The sequence below is a fragment of the Microbacterium sp. zg-Y1090 genome (assembly GCF_030246945.1).
GTDB classification, from domain to species: Bacteria; Actinomycetota; Actinomycetes; order Actinomycetales; family Microbacteriaceae; genus Microbacterium; species Microbacterium wangruii.
Window position 1 is genome coordinate 3,016,033 of sequence record NZ_CP126742.1, and the last position, 15,347, is coordinate 3,031,379.

The 15,347-nt window shown below is 72.5% G+C and carries 16 protein-coding genes; 8 read left to right on the forward strand and 8 right to left on the reverse strand.

Annotated elements, in window-relative coordinates:
• The first annotated feature begins 41 nt into the window (after positions 1-41).
• Complete coding sequence (locus QNO26_RS14170) at positions 42-1,196, forward strand: PQQ-dependent sugar dehydrogenase (RefSeq protein WP_257533871.1); 1,155 nt, start codon at positions 42-44, stop codon at positions 1,194-1,196.
• Between the two features lie 42 nt (positions 1,197-1,238).
• Here the strand turns inward: QNO26_RS14170 and QNO26_RS14175 are convergent, their stop codons facing one another.
• The 3 genes from QNO26_RS14175 to QNO26_RS14185 form a co-directional block, all read right to left on the reverse strand.
• Positions 1,239-2,135 (reverse strand): VOC family protein, encoded by an 897-nt coding sequence (locus tag QNO26_RS14175; protein WP_257638552.1) that lies wholly within the window; start codon positions 2,133-2,135, stop codon positions 1,239-1,241.
• 103 nt (positions 2,136-2,238) lie between these two features.
• Positions 2,239-2,691 carry an iron chaperone gene (locus tag QNO26_RS14180; RefSeq protein ID WP_257533873.1) on the reverse strand — a complete coding sequence of 151 codons (453 nt, stop codon included), beginning with the start codon at positions 2,689-2,691 and terminating at the stop codon, positions 2,239-2,241.
• A 159-nt stretch (positions 2,692-2,850) separates the two neighbouring features.
• Entirely contained in the window at positions 2,851-4,371 is a 1,521-nt protein-coding gene (locus QNO26_RS14185; protein ID WP_257638553.1) for an MATE family efflux transporter, read from the reverse strand.
• 209 nt (positions 4,372-4,580) lie between these two features.
• Here QNO26_RS14185 and QNO26_RS14190 point away from each other — a divergent pair, with 209 nt between their 5' ends.
• The 3 genes from QNO26_RS14190 to QNO26_RS14200 all read left to right on the forward strand — a co-directional run bounded on the left by QNO26_RS14190 (position 4,581) and on the right by QNO26_RS14200 (position 7,392).
• Entirely contained in the window at positions 4,581-5,606 is a 1,026-nt protein-coding gene (locus tag QNO26_RS14190) for a zinc-dependent alcohol dehydrogenase family protein (protein WP_257638554.1), read from the forward strand.
• Between the two features lie 93 nt (positions 5,607-5,699).
• Positions 5,700-6,482, forward strand: a complete 783-nt coding sequence (locus QNO26_RS14195; protein ID WP_257533876.1) for an SDR family oxidoreductase — start codon at positions 5,700-5,702, stop codon at positions 6,480-6,482.
• Positions 6,483-6,540: 58 nt separating this feature from the next.
• Positions 6,541-7,392 carry an SDR family NAD(P)-dependent oxidoreductase gene (locus tag QNO26_RS14200; RefSeq protein ID WP_257638555.1) on the forward strand — a complete coding sequence of 284 codons (852 nt, stop codon included), beginning with the start codon at positions 6,541-6,543 and terminating at the stop codon, positions 7,390-7,392.
• A 142-nt stretch (positions 7,393-7,534) separates the two neighbouring features.
• On the opposite strand, the gene QNO26_RS14205 is transcribed toward QNO26_RS14200, so the two are convergent.
• Positions 7,535-8,500: a capsular polysaccharide synthesis protein gene (locus tag QNO26_RS14205; protein WP_257533878.1), complete on the reverse strand. Its 966-nt coding sequence runs from the start codon at positions 8,498-8,500 to the stop codon at positions 7,535-7,537.
• A 199-nt stretch (positions 8,501-8,699) separates the two neighbouring features.
• On the opposite strand from QNO26_RS14205, the gene QNO26_RS14210 reads away from it, so the two are divergent.
• Complete coding sequence (locus QNO26_RS14210; protein WP_257638556.1) at positions 8,700-10,415, forward strand: long-chain-fatty-acid--CoA ligase; 1,716 nt, start codon at positions 8,700-8,702, stop codon at positions 10,413-10,415.
• Positions 10,416-10,637: 222 nt separating this feature from the next.
• On the opposite strand, the gene QNO26_RS14215 is transcribed toward QNO26_RS14210, so the two are convergent.
• Entirely contained in the window at positions 10,638-10,910 is a 273-nt protein-coding gene (locus tag QNO26_RS14215) for a DUF2255 family protein (RefSeq protein ID WP_257638557.1), read from the reverse strand.
• Between the two features lie 258 nt (positions 10,911-11,168).
• On the opposite strand from QNO26_RS14215, the gene QNO26_RS14220 reads away from it, so the two are divergent.
• The 3 genes from QNO26_RS14220 to QNO26_RS14230 all read left to right on the forward strand — a co-directional run bounded on the left by QNO26_RS14220 (position 11,169) and on the right by QNO26_RS14230 (position 13,370).
• Positions 11,169-11,507 (forward strand): TfoX/Sxy family protein, encoded by a 339-nt coding sequence (locus QNO26_RS14220; RefSeq protein WP_257533881.1) that lies wholly within the window; start codon positions 11,169-11,171, stop codon positions 11,505-11,507.
• Between the two features lie 115 nt (positions 11,508-11,622).
• Entirely contained in the window at positions 11,623-12,462 is an 840-nt protein-coding gene (locus QNO26_RS14225; RefSeq protein ID WP_257533882.1) for a DMT family transporter, read from the forward strand.
• An 83-nt stretch (positions 12,463-12,545) separates the two neighbouring features.
• Entirely contained in the window at positions 12,546-13,370 is an 825-nt protein-coding gene (locus QNO26_RS14230; protein ID WP_257533883.1) for an MBL fold metallo-hydrolase, read from the forward strand.
• Between the two features lie 20 nt (positions 13,371-13,390).
• Here the strand turns inward: QNO26_RS14230 and QNO26_RS14235 are convergent, their stop codons facing one another.
• The 3 genes from QNO26_RS14235 to QNO26_RS14245 form a co-directional block, all read right to left on the reverse strand.
• Positions 13,391-13,885, reverse strand: a complete 495-nt coding sequence (locus QNO26_RS14235; protein WP_257533884.1) for an aromatic ring-opening dioxygenase LigA — start codon at positions 13,883-13,885, stop codon at positions 13,391-13,393.
• A 100-nt stretch (positions 13,886-13,985) separates the two neighbouring features.
• On the reverse strand, positions 13,986-14,858 hold the full coding sequence (locus QNO26_RS14240) for a class II glutamine amidotransferase (RefSeq protein WP_257533885.1): 873 nt from the start codon (positions 14,856-14,858) through the stop codon (positions 13,986-13,988).
• 53 nt (positions 14,859-14,911) lie between these two features.
• Complete coding sequence (locus QNO26_RS14245) at positions 14,912-15,250, reverse strand: SOUL family heme-binding protein (RefSeq protein WP_306816797.1); 339 nt, start codon at positions 15,248-15,250, stop codon at positions 14,912-14,914.
• Positions 15,251-15,347: the final 97 nt, after the last annotated feature.

Below are 15,347 nucleotides of genomic sequence, written 5' to 3' on the forward strand. Positions count from 1 at the left end.
GACGGCGCTTGGTAGCCTGACCTCCCCACCCCGGGAGGACCATGACCTCGACGCTCCGCCGAGCCCCGCGCAGGCTCGCCCTCGCGGCGGCGGTCGCGGTCGCGGTCGCCGCCCCGCTGGCCGCCTGTGCTGCGGCACCGCCCGCCGCGCCCACCGCCGTTCCGGCTCCGGCAGTGACGGATGCCCCGGGGGCCACCGCGACGCCGCGCCCGTCGCCTGGGACCGCAGCGTCCGGCCCGCCGTTCGACGTGGTGACCGGCCTCACGTCGCCGTGGTCGGTCGTGACGATGGGACGGGACGCGGCGCTGATCGGCGAGCGCGACACCGCACGCGTCTTCGAGTGGACCGCCGGCGGCGGGTTGCGCGACGTCGCCGTGATCGAGGGGGTGGCGCACGGTGGCGAAGGCGGGCTGCTGGGCCTCGCCCTCCACGACGGCGAGCTGTACGCCTACGCCACGACGCCCACGGGCAACCGGGTGCAGGCGTACCCGATCGAGGGCGATGCGGGATCCACGACCCTCGGCTCGCCCCGCACCGTCATCGACGGCCTGCCGGCATCCGGTACGCACAATGCCGGGCGCATCGCGTTCGGCCCCGACGGGATGCTGTACGTGCCCGTGGGTGACGCCGGCGATCCCGACGCGGCTCAGGACCCGGATGCCCGAAACGGGAAGATCCTGCGCGTCACGCCCGACGGCGACGTGCCGGCGGACAACCCCCGCCCGGGCTCGCCGGTGTACAGCCTGGGCCACCGCAACGTGCAGGGCCTGGCATGGGCCGACGACGGGCGCCTGTTCGCCAGCGAGTTCGGCCAGAACACCTGGGACGAGCTGAATGTGATCGAGCCCGGCGCGAACTACGGCTGGCCCACCGTCGAGGGCGCCGCCGGGGCTGCCGGTTTCACCGACCCGGTCGCCCAGTGGCCGACCGCCGCTGCCAGCCCGAGCGGCATCGCGATCGTCGATGACACCGTGCTGATCGCGAATCTGCGCGGTGAGGTGCTGCGGGCCGTGCCGGTGGACGACCCGACGGCCGCGACCGAGCACCTCGCGGGGCGATACGGACGCCTGCGCGACGTGCTCACCGCTCCGGACGGGCGCGTGTGGATCGTCACCAACAACACCGACGGCCGTGGCGACCCCCGCACCGGGGACGACCGCATCGTCTCGATCGACCCCGCCGATCTGACCGGCTGACGGGCCGGCGCCCTGGCGCTCCCCGCTGCGCGGGAGACCGGCTCAGAGGTCGGCGATGACGATCTTGTGCATGTCCAGCATGCGGGCGTACGCGCCCGGATGGGCCATGAGCTCCGCCATGTTCTCGGGCAGGATCTGCCAGCTGAGGCCGAACCGGTCGACGAGCCAGCCGCACTGCTCCGCCTCGGGCACCGCGGACAGCGCCTCCCACAGCCGATCGATCTCCGCCTGGTCGCGGCAGCGCACCACGAGCGACACCCCCGGGCTGAAGGGCTCGTCCATGTCGACGCCGGAGTCCGCCGCCGTGAACCACTGCCCCTCGAGCTGGAAGTCGGCGTACATCAGCCCGCCGGCCACGGCGGGCCCGGTCGGCTCGGGGTATTCGGCCACGGTGCCGACCCCGGAGCGATCGAAGAGGTCGATGTAGAAGTCCACCGCCTCGCGCGCCCGGTTCTGCGCCGGACCGTTGAACAGCAGCGACGGCATGAGGAAGGGGCGCGGCTCGCCTTCGCCCAGGATCAGCTGCCAGTTGACCCCGTAGCGGTCGCGCAGCCAGCCGTAGCGGGGACTGAACGGGTACTCGTCCAGCTCCATCAGCGTCGCGCCGCCGTCGATGAGCTTCTCCCACAACGCGTCGAGAGCGCCGCGAGCGGTGGCGGCATCGCCGGAGAACAGCAACGAGTCGAAGTTCACCATGAAGGACACCGAGGCGTTGGGGCGGAACTCCGGCCCCGCGTTGATGAGCATCAGGCGGTACCCGTCGAACTCCACCTCGATCCCCAGCTCCGCGCCGGCGAACTCGCTCTGGAACCCCGGCAGCCCCTCCGCCGGGTAGCGGGCGGTGACGTCGGCCGTCGCGCCGGGAAACGCGTCGGTGTAGAAGCGGGCGGCCTCGGCCGCGTTGTGGTCGAACCAGATGTTGGGAACGATCTTCTGCACGGCAGACCTCCTTGTCGAATCCGTCGCGCCCAGCATCCAACCGGTCACCGGCACGCGCAAGGCCGGGGCCGACACCGGCGCGCACCCCGGCGGGAGGCCTGGATCAGCCCACGGCCTTGGCCACGAGGGTCCGCACGGTGCGGTCGACCGCGTCGGTGTACTCGACGATCGCGAACGCGGTGGGCCACAGCGCACCGTCGTCGAGCGCGGCCTCCTCGTTGAAGCCGATCGTGGAGTAGCGGGTGTCGAACTTGGATGCCGGCTGGAAGAAGGTCAGCACCTTGCCGTCCCGCGCGTACGAGGGGAAGCCGTACCAGGTCTTCGGGTCGAGATCCGGCGCCGTCTCGGTGACCGCCGTGTGGAACCGCTCGGCGAGGAAGCGGTCGGGCTCGGGAAGCGCGGCGATCGCGTCGAGGCACGCCTGCGCCTCGCGCTCCTTCTTCGCTCCCCCCTTGCCGCCTGCGGCCTGGGCCTTGAGTTCGGCCGCGCGCTGCTTCATGGCCGCGCGCTCGTCAGCGCTGAACGATCCGTCGTCGCCGTCGCGGGTATCGGGCATCATCGTCCTCCCTGTCCGGCCGGAGGCGGGTCCCCCAGCGGACGCCGGAATGATCCCACAGCCGACGACCGTCCACCAGACTCCGTGGGCGGCGTTCCTGCGGGCGGCGACCCGGGCGGGCGCAACCTGCGCCGGTCGCGGCCTCGTCCCAGCGCGACTTCAGCGGCCGCTGCGGTCGCGATCGCGGCGGGCGCCGCGCACGCGCTGCATCCGCTGGCGCAGCCGACGCGCACCGCCGGGGTCGACGACCGGCACCGGCTGCGTCACGACGGCGTCGACGGCCATCGACCCGTCGACGGGTCCGATCACCGGGATGGGCGTGGTCGGGGTGAGGGTGGCGGGGAGCACCGGCATGGTGGCGAGACGCCGGTGCTCGCGGATGTACGCCGGCACGAGCAGCACGACGGCACCGAGCCATGCGAGCGGGTTGCTCCAGGCGACGCCGGCGAACCCGATCAGTCCCCCCAGCACGACGGCGGCGACCACGCGCATCACGAGCTCGATCGCACCGGTGACGGTGGGGATGAGGGTGTGCCCGAGGCCCTGCAGGGCCCCGCGGACGACGAAGAGCACACCCAGCAGGCTGTAACTCACGCCGTTGATCACGAGCATGAGGGCGGCCATGGCGACGACGGCATCCGACCCCTCGCCGACGAACAGGCGCACGACACCGCTGCCGAACAGCACGAGCAGGGCGCCGACGACGACGGATGCCGCGATCGCCATCCACACCGACTGCACGACGCCGCGGCGGATGCGGTCGGGGCGTCGCGCGCCGAAGTTCTGCGCGACGTACATCGACACGGCAAGGCCCAGCGACTGCAGCAGCGCGACGGCGAGCGAGTCGACGCGCGAGGCCGTGGTGTAGGCGGCCACCGCGTCGGCGCCCAGCTCGTTCAGGCGCACCTGCACGGCGAGGGTGCCGATGGCGATGATGGAGGCCTGGAAGCCCATGGGCAGGCCGAGCCGAAGGTGGTCGGCGAGGTCCTCCCATGACACCCGCCAGTCGCTGCGGCGCATCTGCAGCGCCGGCACGCGGCGGCGCACGAAGTCGACGCACAGCACGACGGACAGCCCCTGGGCGACGACGGTCGCCAGCGCCGCACCCCCGATGCCCCACTGCAGGGGGCCGACCATCAGCACCACGAGCCCCACATTGATGACGCACGCGACGGTGAGGAAGATCAGCGGCGTGCGCGAGTCCCCGATGGCGCGGATGATCGCCGACAGGTAGTTGAAGAACAGCATCGCCCCGGAGCCCAGGAAGCTCACCTGCGCGAAGACCGTGGCCTGCGGCATGAGCTCCGCCGGCGTGCGCAGCAGCAGCAGCATCGGCTCCGACAGCAGCGGCCCGGCGATGGTCAGCAGCACCGTCGCGATGGCGGTGAGCAGCGTGCCGGCGGCCACGGACCGGCGCACGCCCGCCGCGTCGCGGGCGCCGAACGCCTGCGCCGTGGGGATGGCGAACCCGGTCGTCAGGCCCCAGACGAACCCGAGCAGAAAGAAGAAGAGGCTGCCGGTAGCGCCGACCGCCGCCAGGGCTTCGACCCCCAGCCACCTCCCGACGACCACGGCGTCGGCGAACTGGTACATCTGCTGCACCACGTTGCCCAGCAGCAGCGGAACCGAGAACAGCAGGATGACGCGCCAGGGGCTGCCGGTGGTCAGGGACGTGGACATGCGGGAGCCTTCACGCTTCGGGTCGGTGGGCGTCGCGGGACGCCGATGAGACATCCTATCGAATCGATTCGGCACCCGATGACGGTGGGCGCGAGCGCCCTCCGGGCCTGCAGACGCAGCCCCCGCAACCTCTGCCCTCGCGTGGGGACAAGGGCTATCGTGAACGCGCCGGACGCCCCGCCCGGCCCGAAGACGACGGAGGTACAGCGATGCGCGGAGTGATCCTGGAGGCACCCGGCCAGGTGCAGGTCGGAGAGCGCGACGACCCGACGATCATCGAGCCGACGGATGCCGTCATCAAGCTGGCCGCGACGTGCATCTGCGGCTCCGACCTCTGGCCTTACCGGGGTGCGGACACCGTGCGCGGCCCCATGCCCATGGGGCACGAGTACGCCGGCGTCGTCACCGCGGTCGGCGACGAGGTGCGCACCGTGAAGGGGGGCGACTTCGTCGTGGGCTCGTTCTTCGCCTCCGACGGCACCTGCGAGATCTGTCGCGATGGGTACGAATCGCGCTGCGTGCACGCCGTGCCCATGGGGCGCATCGGCACTCAGGCGGAGTTCGCCCGCATCCCGTTGGCCGACGGCACCCTCGTCGCGACCCCCGGCACGCCCGATGCCGACCTGATCCCGTCGCTGCTCGCGGCATCCGACGTGCTCGGCACGGGCTGGTTCGCGGCGACAGCCGCCGGCGTCGGCCCCGGCAAGACCGTGGTCGTCGTCGGCGACGGCGCGGTCGGACTCATGGGCGTGCTCGCCGCGCAGCGGCTGGGAGCCGAGCGCATCATCGCGATGAGCCGCCACGCCGACCGGCAGGCGCTGGCCCGCGAGTTCGGCGCGACCGACATCGTCGAGGAACGCGGCGACGCCGGCGTCGCCCGCATCAAAGAGCTCACCGGCGGGCTGGGCGCGCACTCCGTCATCGAGGCGGTCGGCACCCACGAGTCGATGCTGCAGGCCCTGCGCGCCACACGTCCCGGCGGCCACATCGGGTTCGTCGGCGTGTCGCACGACGTGGAGCTTCCCGGCCGGGAGCTCTTCTTCTCCCTCGTGCACCTGCACGGCGGCCCGGCCCCGGTGCGGCGATTCCTGCCCGAGCTGATCCGTCTCATCTGGGATCGCGAGATCGACCCAGGCAAGGTCTTCGACCTGTCGCTGCCCCTCGAAGAGGCTGCGGAAGGCTACAAGGCGATGGACGAGCGCCGGGCGATCAAGGTGATGCTGACGATGGACTGACGGCCCGGGCGATCACGGCTCCGCGCCCCTCTTCCCTTTGGTCAGACCACATGCAATCATGGCCATAGGAACCCCAGAGAAAGGGCACAGACCATGACCCGCACAGCCGTCATCACCGGTTCTGCCAGCGGAATCGGACGGGCCGCCGCCGAGCTCCTCGCCGAACGCGGCTACCGCGTGATCGGCGTCGACATCGCCGGGGCCGACGTGAACGTCGACCTCACGACCACCGAGGGCCGCGAGGCCCTGGTCGCCGAGGTCACCGACCTCTCGGACGGCGTCGTCGACGTCGTCATCGCCAACGCGGGACTGTCGTCGCCGACCGTCGCCACCGCCGCGGTCAACTTCTTCGGCGCCGTCGCCACCCTCACCGGGCTGCGGCCGCTGCTGGCCGCCTCGCCCGCCCCGCGCGCCGTGGCCACCACCTCGATGGCGGCGCTGTTCCCGCCCGACGAGGCGCTGCTGCAGGCCTTCCTCGCCGAGGACGAGCCGACCGCACTGGCCAGGGCGACCGAGCTGGCCGCCGGAGGCCCGGAGGTGGCGAACCTCATCTACGGCACGTCGAAGCAGGGCCTCGCCCGCTGGCTGCGGCGCGTCGCCCCCACGGCCGAGTGGGCCGGGGCGGGCATCGCCCTCAACGCGGTGGCCCCCGGGGTCGTCGCCACCCCCATGACCTTCGACCTCACCGGCACCGAGGAGGCCAAGGCGGCCCTGCTGGAGCGGGTGCCCATGCCCCTCAACGGCATCTTCGAGCCGGGCGACGTCGCCAGCCTCATGGCCTGGCTCGTCAGCGAGGAGAACGCGCACCTCTGCGGTCAGGTGATCTACATCGACGGCGGGTCGGATGCCGTCATCCGCGGCGACTCCACCTGGTGAACCGAGCGGCCATGCGGGCCCCGGATACGCTGTCGGAAGACGACGGAAAGGGTCCCGCATGACCGCCCAGCCCAGCACTCCCGATCCCATCCGCGGCGCCACGGTGCTGATCACCGGCGGCGCGCGCGGGATGGGCGAGCTGTTCGCCCGTCGCGCCGTCGCCGGCGGCGCGCGGGCCATCGCCCTCTGGGACGTGGACGAGCAGACGGCGAGCGCCCTGGCGGCGCGCCTCAGCGCCTCGGGTGTGGATGTGCGCGCCTACCGCGTGGACATCTCCCGCCAGGAGGAGATCGTCGCGGGCCTGGCGCGCATGCGCGAGGAGCTCGGCGAGCCCGATGTGCTCGTCAACAACGCCGGCATCGTGCGCGGCGGGGTGTTCTGGGACAACGACCCCGAGCGCGACATCGAACTGACCATGCGCGTGAACACGCTCGCGGCCATGTGGCTGACCCGCGAGGTTCTGCCGGCGATGATCTCCGACACCTCCCGCCCCAAGCGCATCCTCAACATCGCCTCGGCCGCCGGCACGCTGGCGAACCCGAACATGGCGGTCTACGCGGCATCCAAGTGGGCGATGATCGGCTGGAGCGACTCGGTGCGGCTGGAACTGCGGGCGCGCGGCCACCGCCACATCGGCGTGACGACCTTCTGCCCCAGCTACATCTCCACCGGCATGTTCGCCGGAGCGCGCGGCCCGCTGCTGACCCCCATCATGACGCCGCAGCAGGCCACCCGCGCCGCGTGGCGTGGCCTTGTGCGCGGCACGCCGATGGTGCTGCGCCCGTGGACGGTCAAGCTCGCTCTGGCGCTGCGCGGCGTGCTTCCCACCCGCGTCTGGGACGTCGTGGCCGACAAGGTCTTCCACGTGTACTCCTCGATGGACCACTTCACCGGCCGCTCCGGCTCCTGACGCGCGGCGGTCGCCAGCGGGCAGCCGCGGCCGGCGCGCACAACGTCGCCATGCCGCGCCCGAGACCGGGTTGCGCGCGCGCCCGCGCGGTTTCGTCGCCGGATCAGCGCTGTTGTGCACACGAGGCCGGGGACGCCGGTCGTCACAGCGGCTGCTGCAGCAGCAGACGGTGCAGGATCGAGCCCTCCGGGACGGTCTCGGGGTCGTACTTGTAGCTGAGCTTCTGCACGATCGACAGGCGCGCCATGATCTCGGCGACCCCGGGGAACCACGGTTGCATCATGCTCAGCTGCAGCAGGTGGCTCGCGGTGCTCGACAGCGGCGGCACGCGTGACCACTGCCCGCGGAACTCGGGGATCAGCGCATAGAGGGTCTCGAAGATCCGGTGGTACAGGAAGTAGTCCGGCACGTCGGAGCGCTCCTGCCACCACATGTCCAGCGCGAGCCGCTGCAGCGTGATGATGAGCGAGCCCGGAACCGACGCGATGAACCAGTTGCCGATCTCCCGGTGGGTCCAGCGGGGGTAGACCACGCCCGCATCGAGGTAGGTGAGGATCACGTCCTGCAACGGCCCGGGCAGCCAGCAGGTGGCATCCACCCAGATGCCGCCGTGCTGTTCGAGCAGAGCCACCCGCAGGTAGTCGGCGTAGTGGGCCTTGTGGTCTTGCGCCAGCACCGCCGTCACGCGCTCGGGCACGGCGATGAGCTCGTGGATGCCGGCGGCATCGAGGAAGCGGGCATCGGGGTGCACCTCGCGCAGTCGCTCCATGCACGCGCGGACGAGGTCCGGGGCGCCGTCGATGCCGGTGTCCCAGTAGACGTACACGGGGAGCTCCTGCGTCCCCACGCGGCTGCCGTCCTCGGCCGCCAGGCGCCGGCCGTGCGCGACGCGCCCGCGTCCGGCGGGGAGCCCGGCGGCTGCGCGCAGCTCCGCGACCCGGGGGGTCAGGAACTCCGTCACGATACGCCGGCCCTCGCGGGCGGCGGCGGGATCGACGGTGTCCTTGAACCGCTCGACGCGGGAGAACTGCGATTCGAGCCCCTCGAGGAAGGCCGTCACCGGGCCGGGGCTCGGCGCCCCCGCCGACGCGCCATCCACCGCGCTCATCGTGCCCATCCGTCGCGGCGACCACCGAAGGCTGGCGTCATCGCCCCATCATGTCGCGCCGGAGGCCCCGCGACCACCCTCCCCGTGGTCGGCGTCCTCCGCTCCCTGCGCCGAGTCGTCGACGGCCGCGTGCCGCGTGTCGCGACGGCGCGGCCGTTCTGACCCCGGCGACGCCGCGACGTAATCTTGTCCAGTGCAGATGAACGAGACCCGCGCCTGGAACCGCTTCTACGCCGAGGGGACCCCGGTGGACATCGAGGTGGCGACCGGGTCACTCGTGGACCTGCTCGACGAGCGGGTCGCGCAGTATGCCGATCTCCCCGCCGTGACGTTCTTCGGCGCCTCGATGACGTACCGCGAGCTGGCCGACCGTGTCGCCCGTGTCGCGGGCGGCCTCGCCGAGCTGGGCGTGAAGGCCGGCGACCGCGTCGCCCTGGTCCTGCCCAACGCCCCGCAGCACCTGGTCGCCTTCTACGCCGTGCTACGCCTGGGGGCGATCGTCGTCGAGCACAACCCGCTGTACACCCGCGACGAGCTCGAGGTGCAGTTCCGCGACCACGGCGCGCGGCACGTCATCACGTGGGACAAGATGGCCCCGGTCATCCAGGCGATGCCCGCCGACCTCGGCATCACCACGGTCATCTCCGTCGACATCACCCGCGCCATGCCGCTGGCGACCCGGCTCGCGCTGCGCCTGCCCATCGAGAAGGCGCGCGCCTCACGCGACAAGCTCACCGCGCCGGCCCCCGGCACCATCCCGTTCTCGCAGCTGGAGAAGTCGGCGCCGCTGCCGGCATCCACCCCCCGCCCCCGCGCGGGCGACCTCGCCTGCCTGCAGTACACCTCGGGCACCACCGGCGTGCCCAAGGGCGCCATGATCACGCACGCGAACCTCTGGTCCAACGCCCGCCAGGGAGCGGCCTGGATGCCGCGCTTCGCGCACGGCGAGGGCCGCATCTACGGCCTGCTGCCGATGTTCCACTCGTTCGGCGTGCTGCTGTCGGTGATCTACGCCGTCGAGACGGGCTCGAACGCCGTGCTGTTCCCGACCTTCGACCCCGAGCTGGTGTCGCAGGCGGCGAAGAAGTACCCGCCGACGTTCATCCCCGCCGTGCCGCCGATGTTCGACCGGCTCGCCCGCGTCGCGCGTGACGGCAAGCTCGACCTGTCGGGCGTCGTCTACGCCATCTCGGGTGCGATGACCCTCACCCCGACGATCGTGAAGCGCTGGGAGGAGCAGGCCGGCAGCATGCTCAACGAGGGCTACGGGCTCACCGAGACCAGCCCGGTGGCGCTCGCGAACCCGTTCAACGATTCCCGCAAGATCGGCGCCATCGGCATCCCGTTCCCCTCCACCGACATCCGCGTGGTCGATCCGAACGAACCGACCCGCGAGGTCGAGCTGGGTGAGGTCGGGGAGCTTCTCATCAAGGGCCCGCAGGTGTTCCAGGGCTACTGGAACCGCCCGGAGGAGACCGCGCAGGCGCTGCTCGAGGGCGGCTGGCTGCGCACCGGCGACCTGGTCGTGCAGGACGACGACGGCTTCGTGACCGTCGTCGACCGCAAGAAGGAGATCATCATCACCGGCGGCTTCAACGTCGCCCCCACCGAGGTCGAGAAGGTGCTCAACGAGGTGCCGGGCATCGCAGCATCCGCTGTCGTCGGCATCCCCCGCGGCGGTGGAGCCGAGGTCGTGACCGCCGTCGTCGTGCTCGAGCCGGGAGCGACGTTCGACGAGGATGCCGCCCGGGCGGCGGCCCGCGAGCAGCTCGCCGAGTACAAGCGGCCGAGCGCCTACCGCGTGTGGGAGGAGCTTCCCACCTCTCTCATCGGCAAGGTGCTGCGCCGTCGGGTGCGCGACACGCTCATCGCCGACCGCAACGCGGTGCGCGCGGCGCCCGCCGACGAGGACTGAGCCTCCTCCGCCGCGTCGCGCGGTCGTGCGGCGTTCGGTGCCACGCGGGCACCGGTCGCCGCGCCGGTCGCGCCGGTCGCGCCGGTCGCGCCGGTGCCCGGTCGCCTCTCCCCGGATGCGGTGATCCGCCGGAATGCGGATGCCTGCGGGGAGATCGTCCGCATCCGGGCGGATCTCCGCATTCCGGCGCACCCCGGAGCGGTCCCGCACCCTGGCGCGCGCTCAGCGCGGGTCGATGCGCAACGTCGTCTCGTGGGAAGCCGGTCCCGTGACGGTGCCGACGATCTGCGGCCCGTAGCGGTCGTACTTGGCGTGGTAGGCGGCATCCACCGCCTGCTGCGTCGCGGCGTCGGCGGCGTCGATCGCGGTGAACGTCACGGCACGGTCCGCGCCGCCCGCACGCACCCGTCCCACGCCGGCGTGCCGGGCCCGCCGGTACCAGGGGTTGTCCGGACCGTACGCCGACCGGATGTAGAGGGCGTCGCCGGAGCGCACCGTCCAGATGGGACGAAGGGGCGGTCCGTGCCGTCGCGGCGGGTCGAGGAGACCTGCAGCTCCTCGGCACCGCCGATCCTGGTGAGGTCATCGGCATCCCAGCTCATCGTCTCCCCCTCCGCCGGCGCCGGCACCGGAGGCCGGACGGCTGGCTCCGACGGTACGACGCCGCCGACGGCCGCGCCAGGGTCCCCCTCGACGGCGGCGGCGCTGCGCTCTACGCTGACCGGCATCCGGACGACGCTGCGAGGTGAGGACATGACCGTGATGGTGGGTGCGGCCCGGCGCGATCTGCTCGACCGCGTGCTGCGGCGCCTCCCGGCGGGAGTGGTGCGCGAAGTGCCGATGTTCGGCACGATCGCCGTGATGTTCGACGGGGCGATGCTGGTCGCGGCCCGGAAGGACCTGGGGCTGCTCGTGCACGTCAGCGCCGACGAAGACGCCGATCTCGTGACGCGGCCCGAAGCCGTGCGCGCCGAGATGGGCCCCGGCCGTTCGATGGGGCCGGGGTGGATCCACATCCACGCCGATGCGGCGCAGGATGAGGGGACGCTGGACTTCTGGGTCGCGCAGGCGCTGCGACGCCAGGCCGGCTGACCCGCCGGCGGCGCCGGGGGCGGGTTGCGGCTGACCGTTCGACGCGGGTGCCCCGAGCAGCCTGCGCGCAGGAACGGCCTTCCGCCTCCTCTCCCGAGGTCTCAGGCTGGATGCCGTGAACCTCGGCATCCTGCTGGCGCTCGCGTCGGCCGTCGCCTACGGCACGTCGGACTTCATCGGGGGCGTCGGTGCCCGGCGCTGCTCGCCGTGGCTGATCCTGCTGGTCGGCCAGATCGCGGGGACGATCGCCCTCCTGGCCGCGGGGCTCCTCCGCGGCGGCGCCCCGACGGCGGCGGACTTCGGGTGGGCAGTGCTCGCCGGTGTCGGTTCGGCGGCCGGCGGACTGTTCCTGTACCGAGGGCTGGCGCGCGGTCGCATGGGGCTGGTGGCACCGCTGTCGGCCGTCGGGGCGGCCGCCCTGCCCGTGATCGCAGGCGTCGTGCTCGGCGAGCGCCCCGGCCTGCTGGTGTGGGCGGGCATCGCCATCGCCCTCCCGGGAATCTGGCTGGTCTCGCGCGAGACCGGCCCGGGCCGGCCGCCGCGGTCGTGGGGGGCGCTCAGCGACGGGGCCCTCGCCGGTGCGGGTTTCGGGCTGCTGTTCGTCTGCCTGGCCCAGATCGGGCCCGACGCCGGACTGCTGCCGCTCGCGGCCAATCAAGCGACCGGCGCACTGCTCGCCGGCATCGGCGTCGCAGCCGCACGCCCCCGCGGGCATCGCCTGCGCACGGCCGTCGGCTGGGGCACCGCGGCGGGACTGACAGGCGCGGCGGGCACCGTCGCCTTCGTGCTGTCCAGCGGAACGACCTCACTGGCCGTGGCGGCCGTGCTCACCTCGCTCTACCCTGCGGTCACCGTGCTGCTGGCCGCCGGCGTGCTGCGCGAGCGACTCAGCGCGCCGCAGGGTGCCGGCATCGGCATCTGCACACTCGCGATCATCGCGCTCTCGCTGGACTGAGCGCCGCAACACGGAGGAATCTCGATGGAACTGCTCGCATCACCGGTCACCTCGCGCCGCCCGCACACCGTAGGGCCACGGTCATGCTGACCCCCGTCGCCCCCGGGGTGTTCGCCCACCAGAGTCCGCTGCTGCGCAACAACAGCGTCGCCGTGCAGGGCGAGGAGGGCGTCCTGCTGGTGGACCCCGGCATCACCGCGGCCGAGATGCGGTGCCTCGCCGACGACCTGCTCGTGCTCGGGATGCCGGTGGTCGCGGGCTTCGCCACGCACCCCGACTGGGATCACGCGCTGTGGCATCCGGCATTCGGCGACGCCCCGCGCTGGGGCACGCCGGCGTGCGCGGCGTTCCTGGGCGACCTGCGGGCGCAGAGCGACTGGCAGCAGCGGTTCGCCGACGCCCTGCCCCCCGAGATCGTCTCGGACGTGCCGATCGACCCGTTCGGGCTGATCGCGGCGCTACCCGGCGACGGCGGGCGCATCCCTTGGAGCGGACCCGAGGTGCGGGTCGTCGCGCATCCGGGCCACGCGATCGGGCACGCGGCGCTCCTGGTGGAGGGACGCCGCGTGCTCGTCGCCGGCGACATGCTCTCGGACGTCTTCGTCCCCATGCCCGACCTCGAGGGCGCCGACGACCCGCTGGGCGACTACCTCGCGGGACTGGACACGCTGGCGTCCATCGCCGACCGCGTGGACGCATTCGTCCCCGGACACGGCTCGGTCGGTGACGCCGCGCAGCTGCGGCAGCGGCTGGCGCTGGACCGGCGGTACATCGAGACGCTGCGCGATGGCGGGGTGTTCGACGACCCGCGCATCGATGCGCCCGAACTCGGTTGGGAGTGGGTGGGCGATCTGCATGCCGGGCAGGTCGAGAGCGCCGCGCGGCGGGGCGGCGGCGGCCACGGGTGAGGTGGCGAGCGCGCCGCGCGTCAGCCGCGGGAGAACAGCGGGCGCGTCACCACGACCGTGGTGGGCGTCGCTGCGCGGCGCAGCCCCCAGCCGAAGACGACGGACAGGGCGCCGACGCCCATGGCGAACGCGGCGACACCGAACGACACCACCGACGTGAACAGGGAGGCCCGCAGGAACGACGCGTCCATCAGCGTCACCCGCACCGGGTCATCGCGGTCGAGCTCGGCGTAGGTCTTGCCGCCCGACAATCCCAGCGCGTGATGCTGGATGATGGCGGCCTGCGCGAAGGCGGTGAGCGGCCCCGCCACGGTCTTGCCCTGGAAGGCCATCGCGTCGTCGGGCACCGTGATCTTCTCCTCCCGCAGCTGCAGCGACACCGTGATCCACGCCGCCAGCCCCAGGACGATCAGCCCGATCCCGGCCAGGATGCCGAGGGTTCCGGCCGCTCGTGCGGGCGGCGCCGCGGCGTACTCGGTGCCGGGCTGCGCATCGGCGGCGTGCGTCCGGTTCATGGCGTCCTCCTCGCGATCGGGGTGCGTGCGCGTTCACGGTAGCCCCGCCCGGTGCCGACGGAAAGGGGGGCAGGCGCGGCACATGCTGCGGCCGCGGCCGTCAGCCGAGGGCGGTGAGGACGGGCTCGGCATCGCGGGCGAAGACGCCGACGGTGCCGACGGGGATCTCCTGCCAGTGCCGCCGCGACCAGTGCAGCTCGAGCGGCTCCGACACCACGAGCTGGGCGCCGTGGGGCAGCCGCTCGGTGCGCCCCTCGCCCACATGCAGGGTCTCGGGCCCGGCACTGCGGAAGAGCGAGGGCGCCGGAAGCTCGCCGGCATCGGCGCTCAGCCACCGCGCCACAACCAGCCGCGCCCCGTCTGAGGCGCAGAACGCGCCGCGGAACGGGTCGGTGACCCCGTGAGCGGCACGGGCGGCTTCGACCCGCTCGATCATCCGGGTGAGGGCGTTCACGGGATCGGTGGCCAGTCCGAACGTGAGCGCGAGGAAGAAGCACACCTCACTGTCCGTGGTGCCCCGGATGTACGGGTACAGCTCGGGGGCGACGTCCATGGTCAGTTCGCGTTTGAGTTCGGTGAACCCGCCGATCTCGCCGTTGTGCTGGAACATCCACCCGTCGTGGACGAAGGGATGGGCGTTCTGCTCGGCGATCGTGCCCCCGGGGGCGGCACGCACATGGGCGAGGAAGCAGGGGGACTCGATCTGGGCGGCGAGGTGGCGCAGGTTGTCGCTGTCCCAGGCCGGTGTGGTCTGGCGGAACTGGCCGAGCACACCCCCGCGTCCCGACCAGGCCAGGCCGAACCCGTCCCCGTTCGTGGGGAACGCGTGCTGCCGGAACTGGGACGCCATCGTCGTGCCCGGCAGGTACAGCCGGCGGGCGACCAGGCTCTGGTCGATCAGTGAATGGTCAGGGCGGACGAGAACGTCCTCGACGGGAAGCGACGCTCCCAGATATGCGATCCACCGGCACATGGCGGCTCTCCCCTCGGCAGTGTTCCGGTCACGATGCAGCTCCCGTATCGCCGTCAGGATGCCGCTGCGTGGGCGGCTCCACATCGAGCATCACTTCGTTGTGCCGCAGGAAGGCGGGCCACCGTGCGGCCCGCGGCCGCCCGCTGGATCACCGGGGCCGTCATGGCGATGGTCGACCCGCCTCCGCCCTGGATCACCGGCGCCGTCATCGCCACCTTCGCGGCCGGCTCGTTCTCGCCACTGATGTAGGAGAACAGGTACCGGAAGGCACGGTTTCCGGCGTCCTCGAATCTGCCGTCGACCATCACCTCTGCCACCGCATGCTGCGGGTAGCGCCGGAGCTCGAACCCGTCGAAGGCACGCACCACGTCGTACGGCTGCTGTTCGGTCATCTCTGCCGTTCTCCCGCCACGCGTCTGCGGCACGCACGTGAGGGGGCGCGCTGCGGCTTCACGGTAACCCCGCGTCGTCGCGGGAGGAAGACCGGTC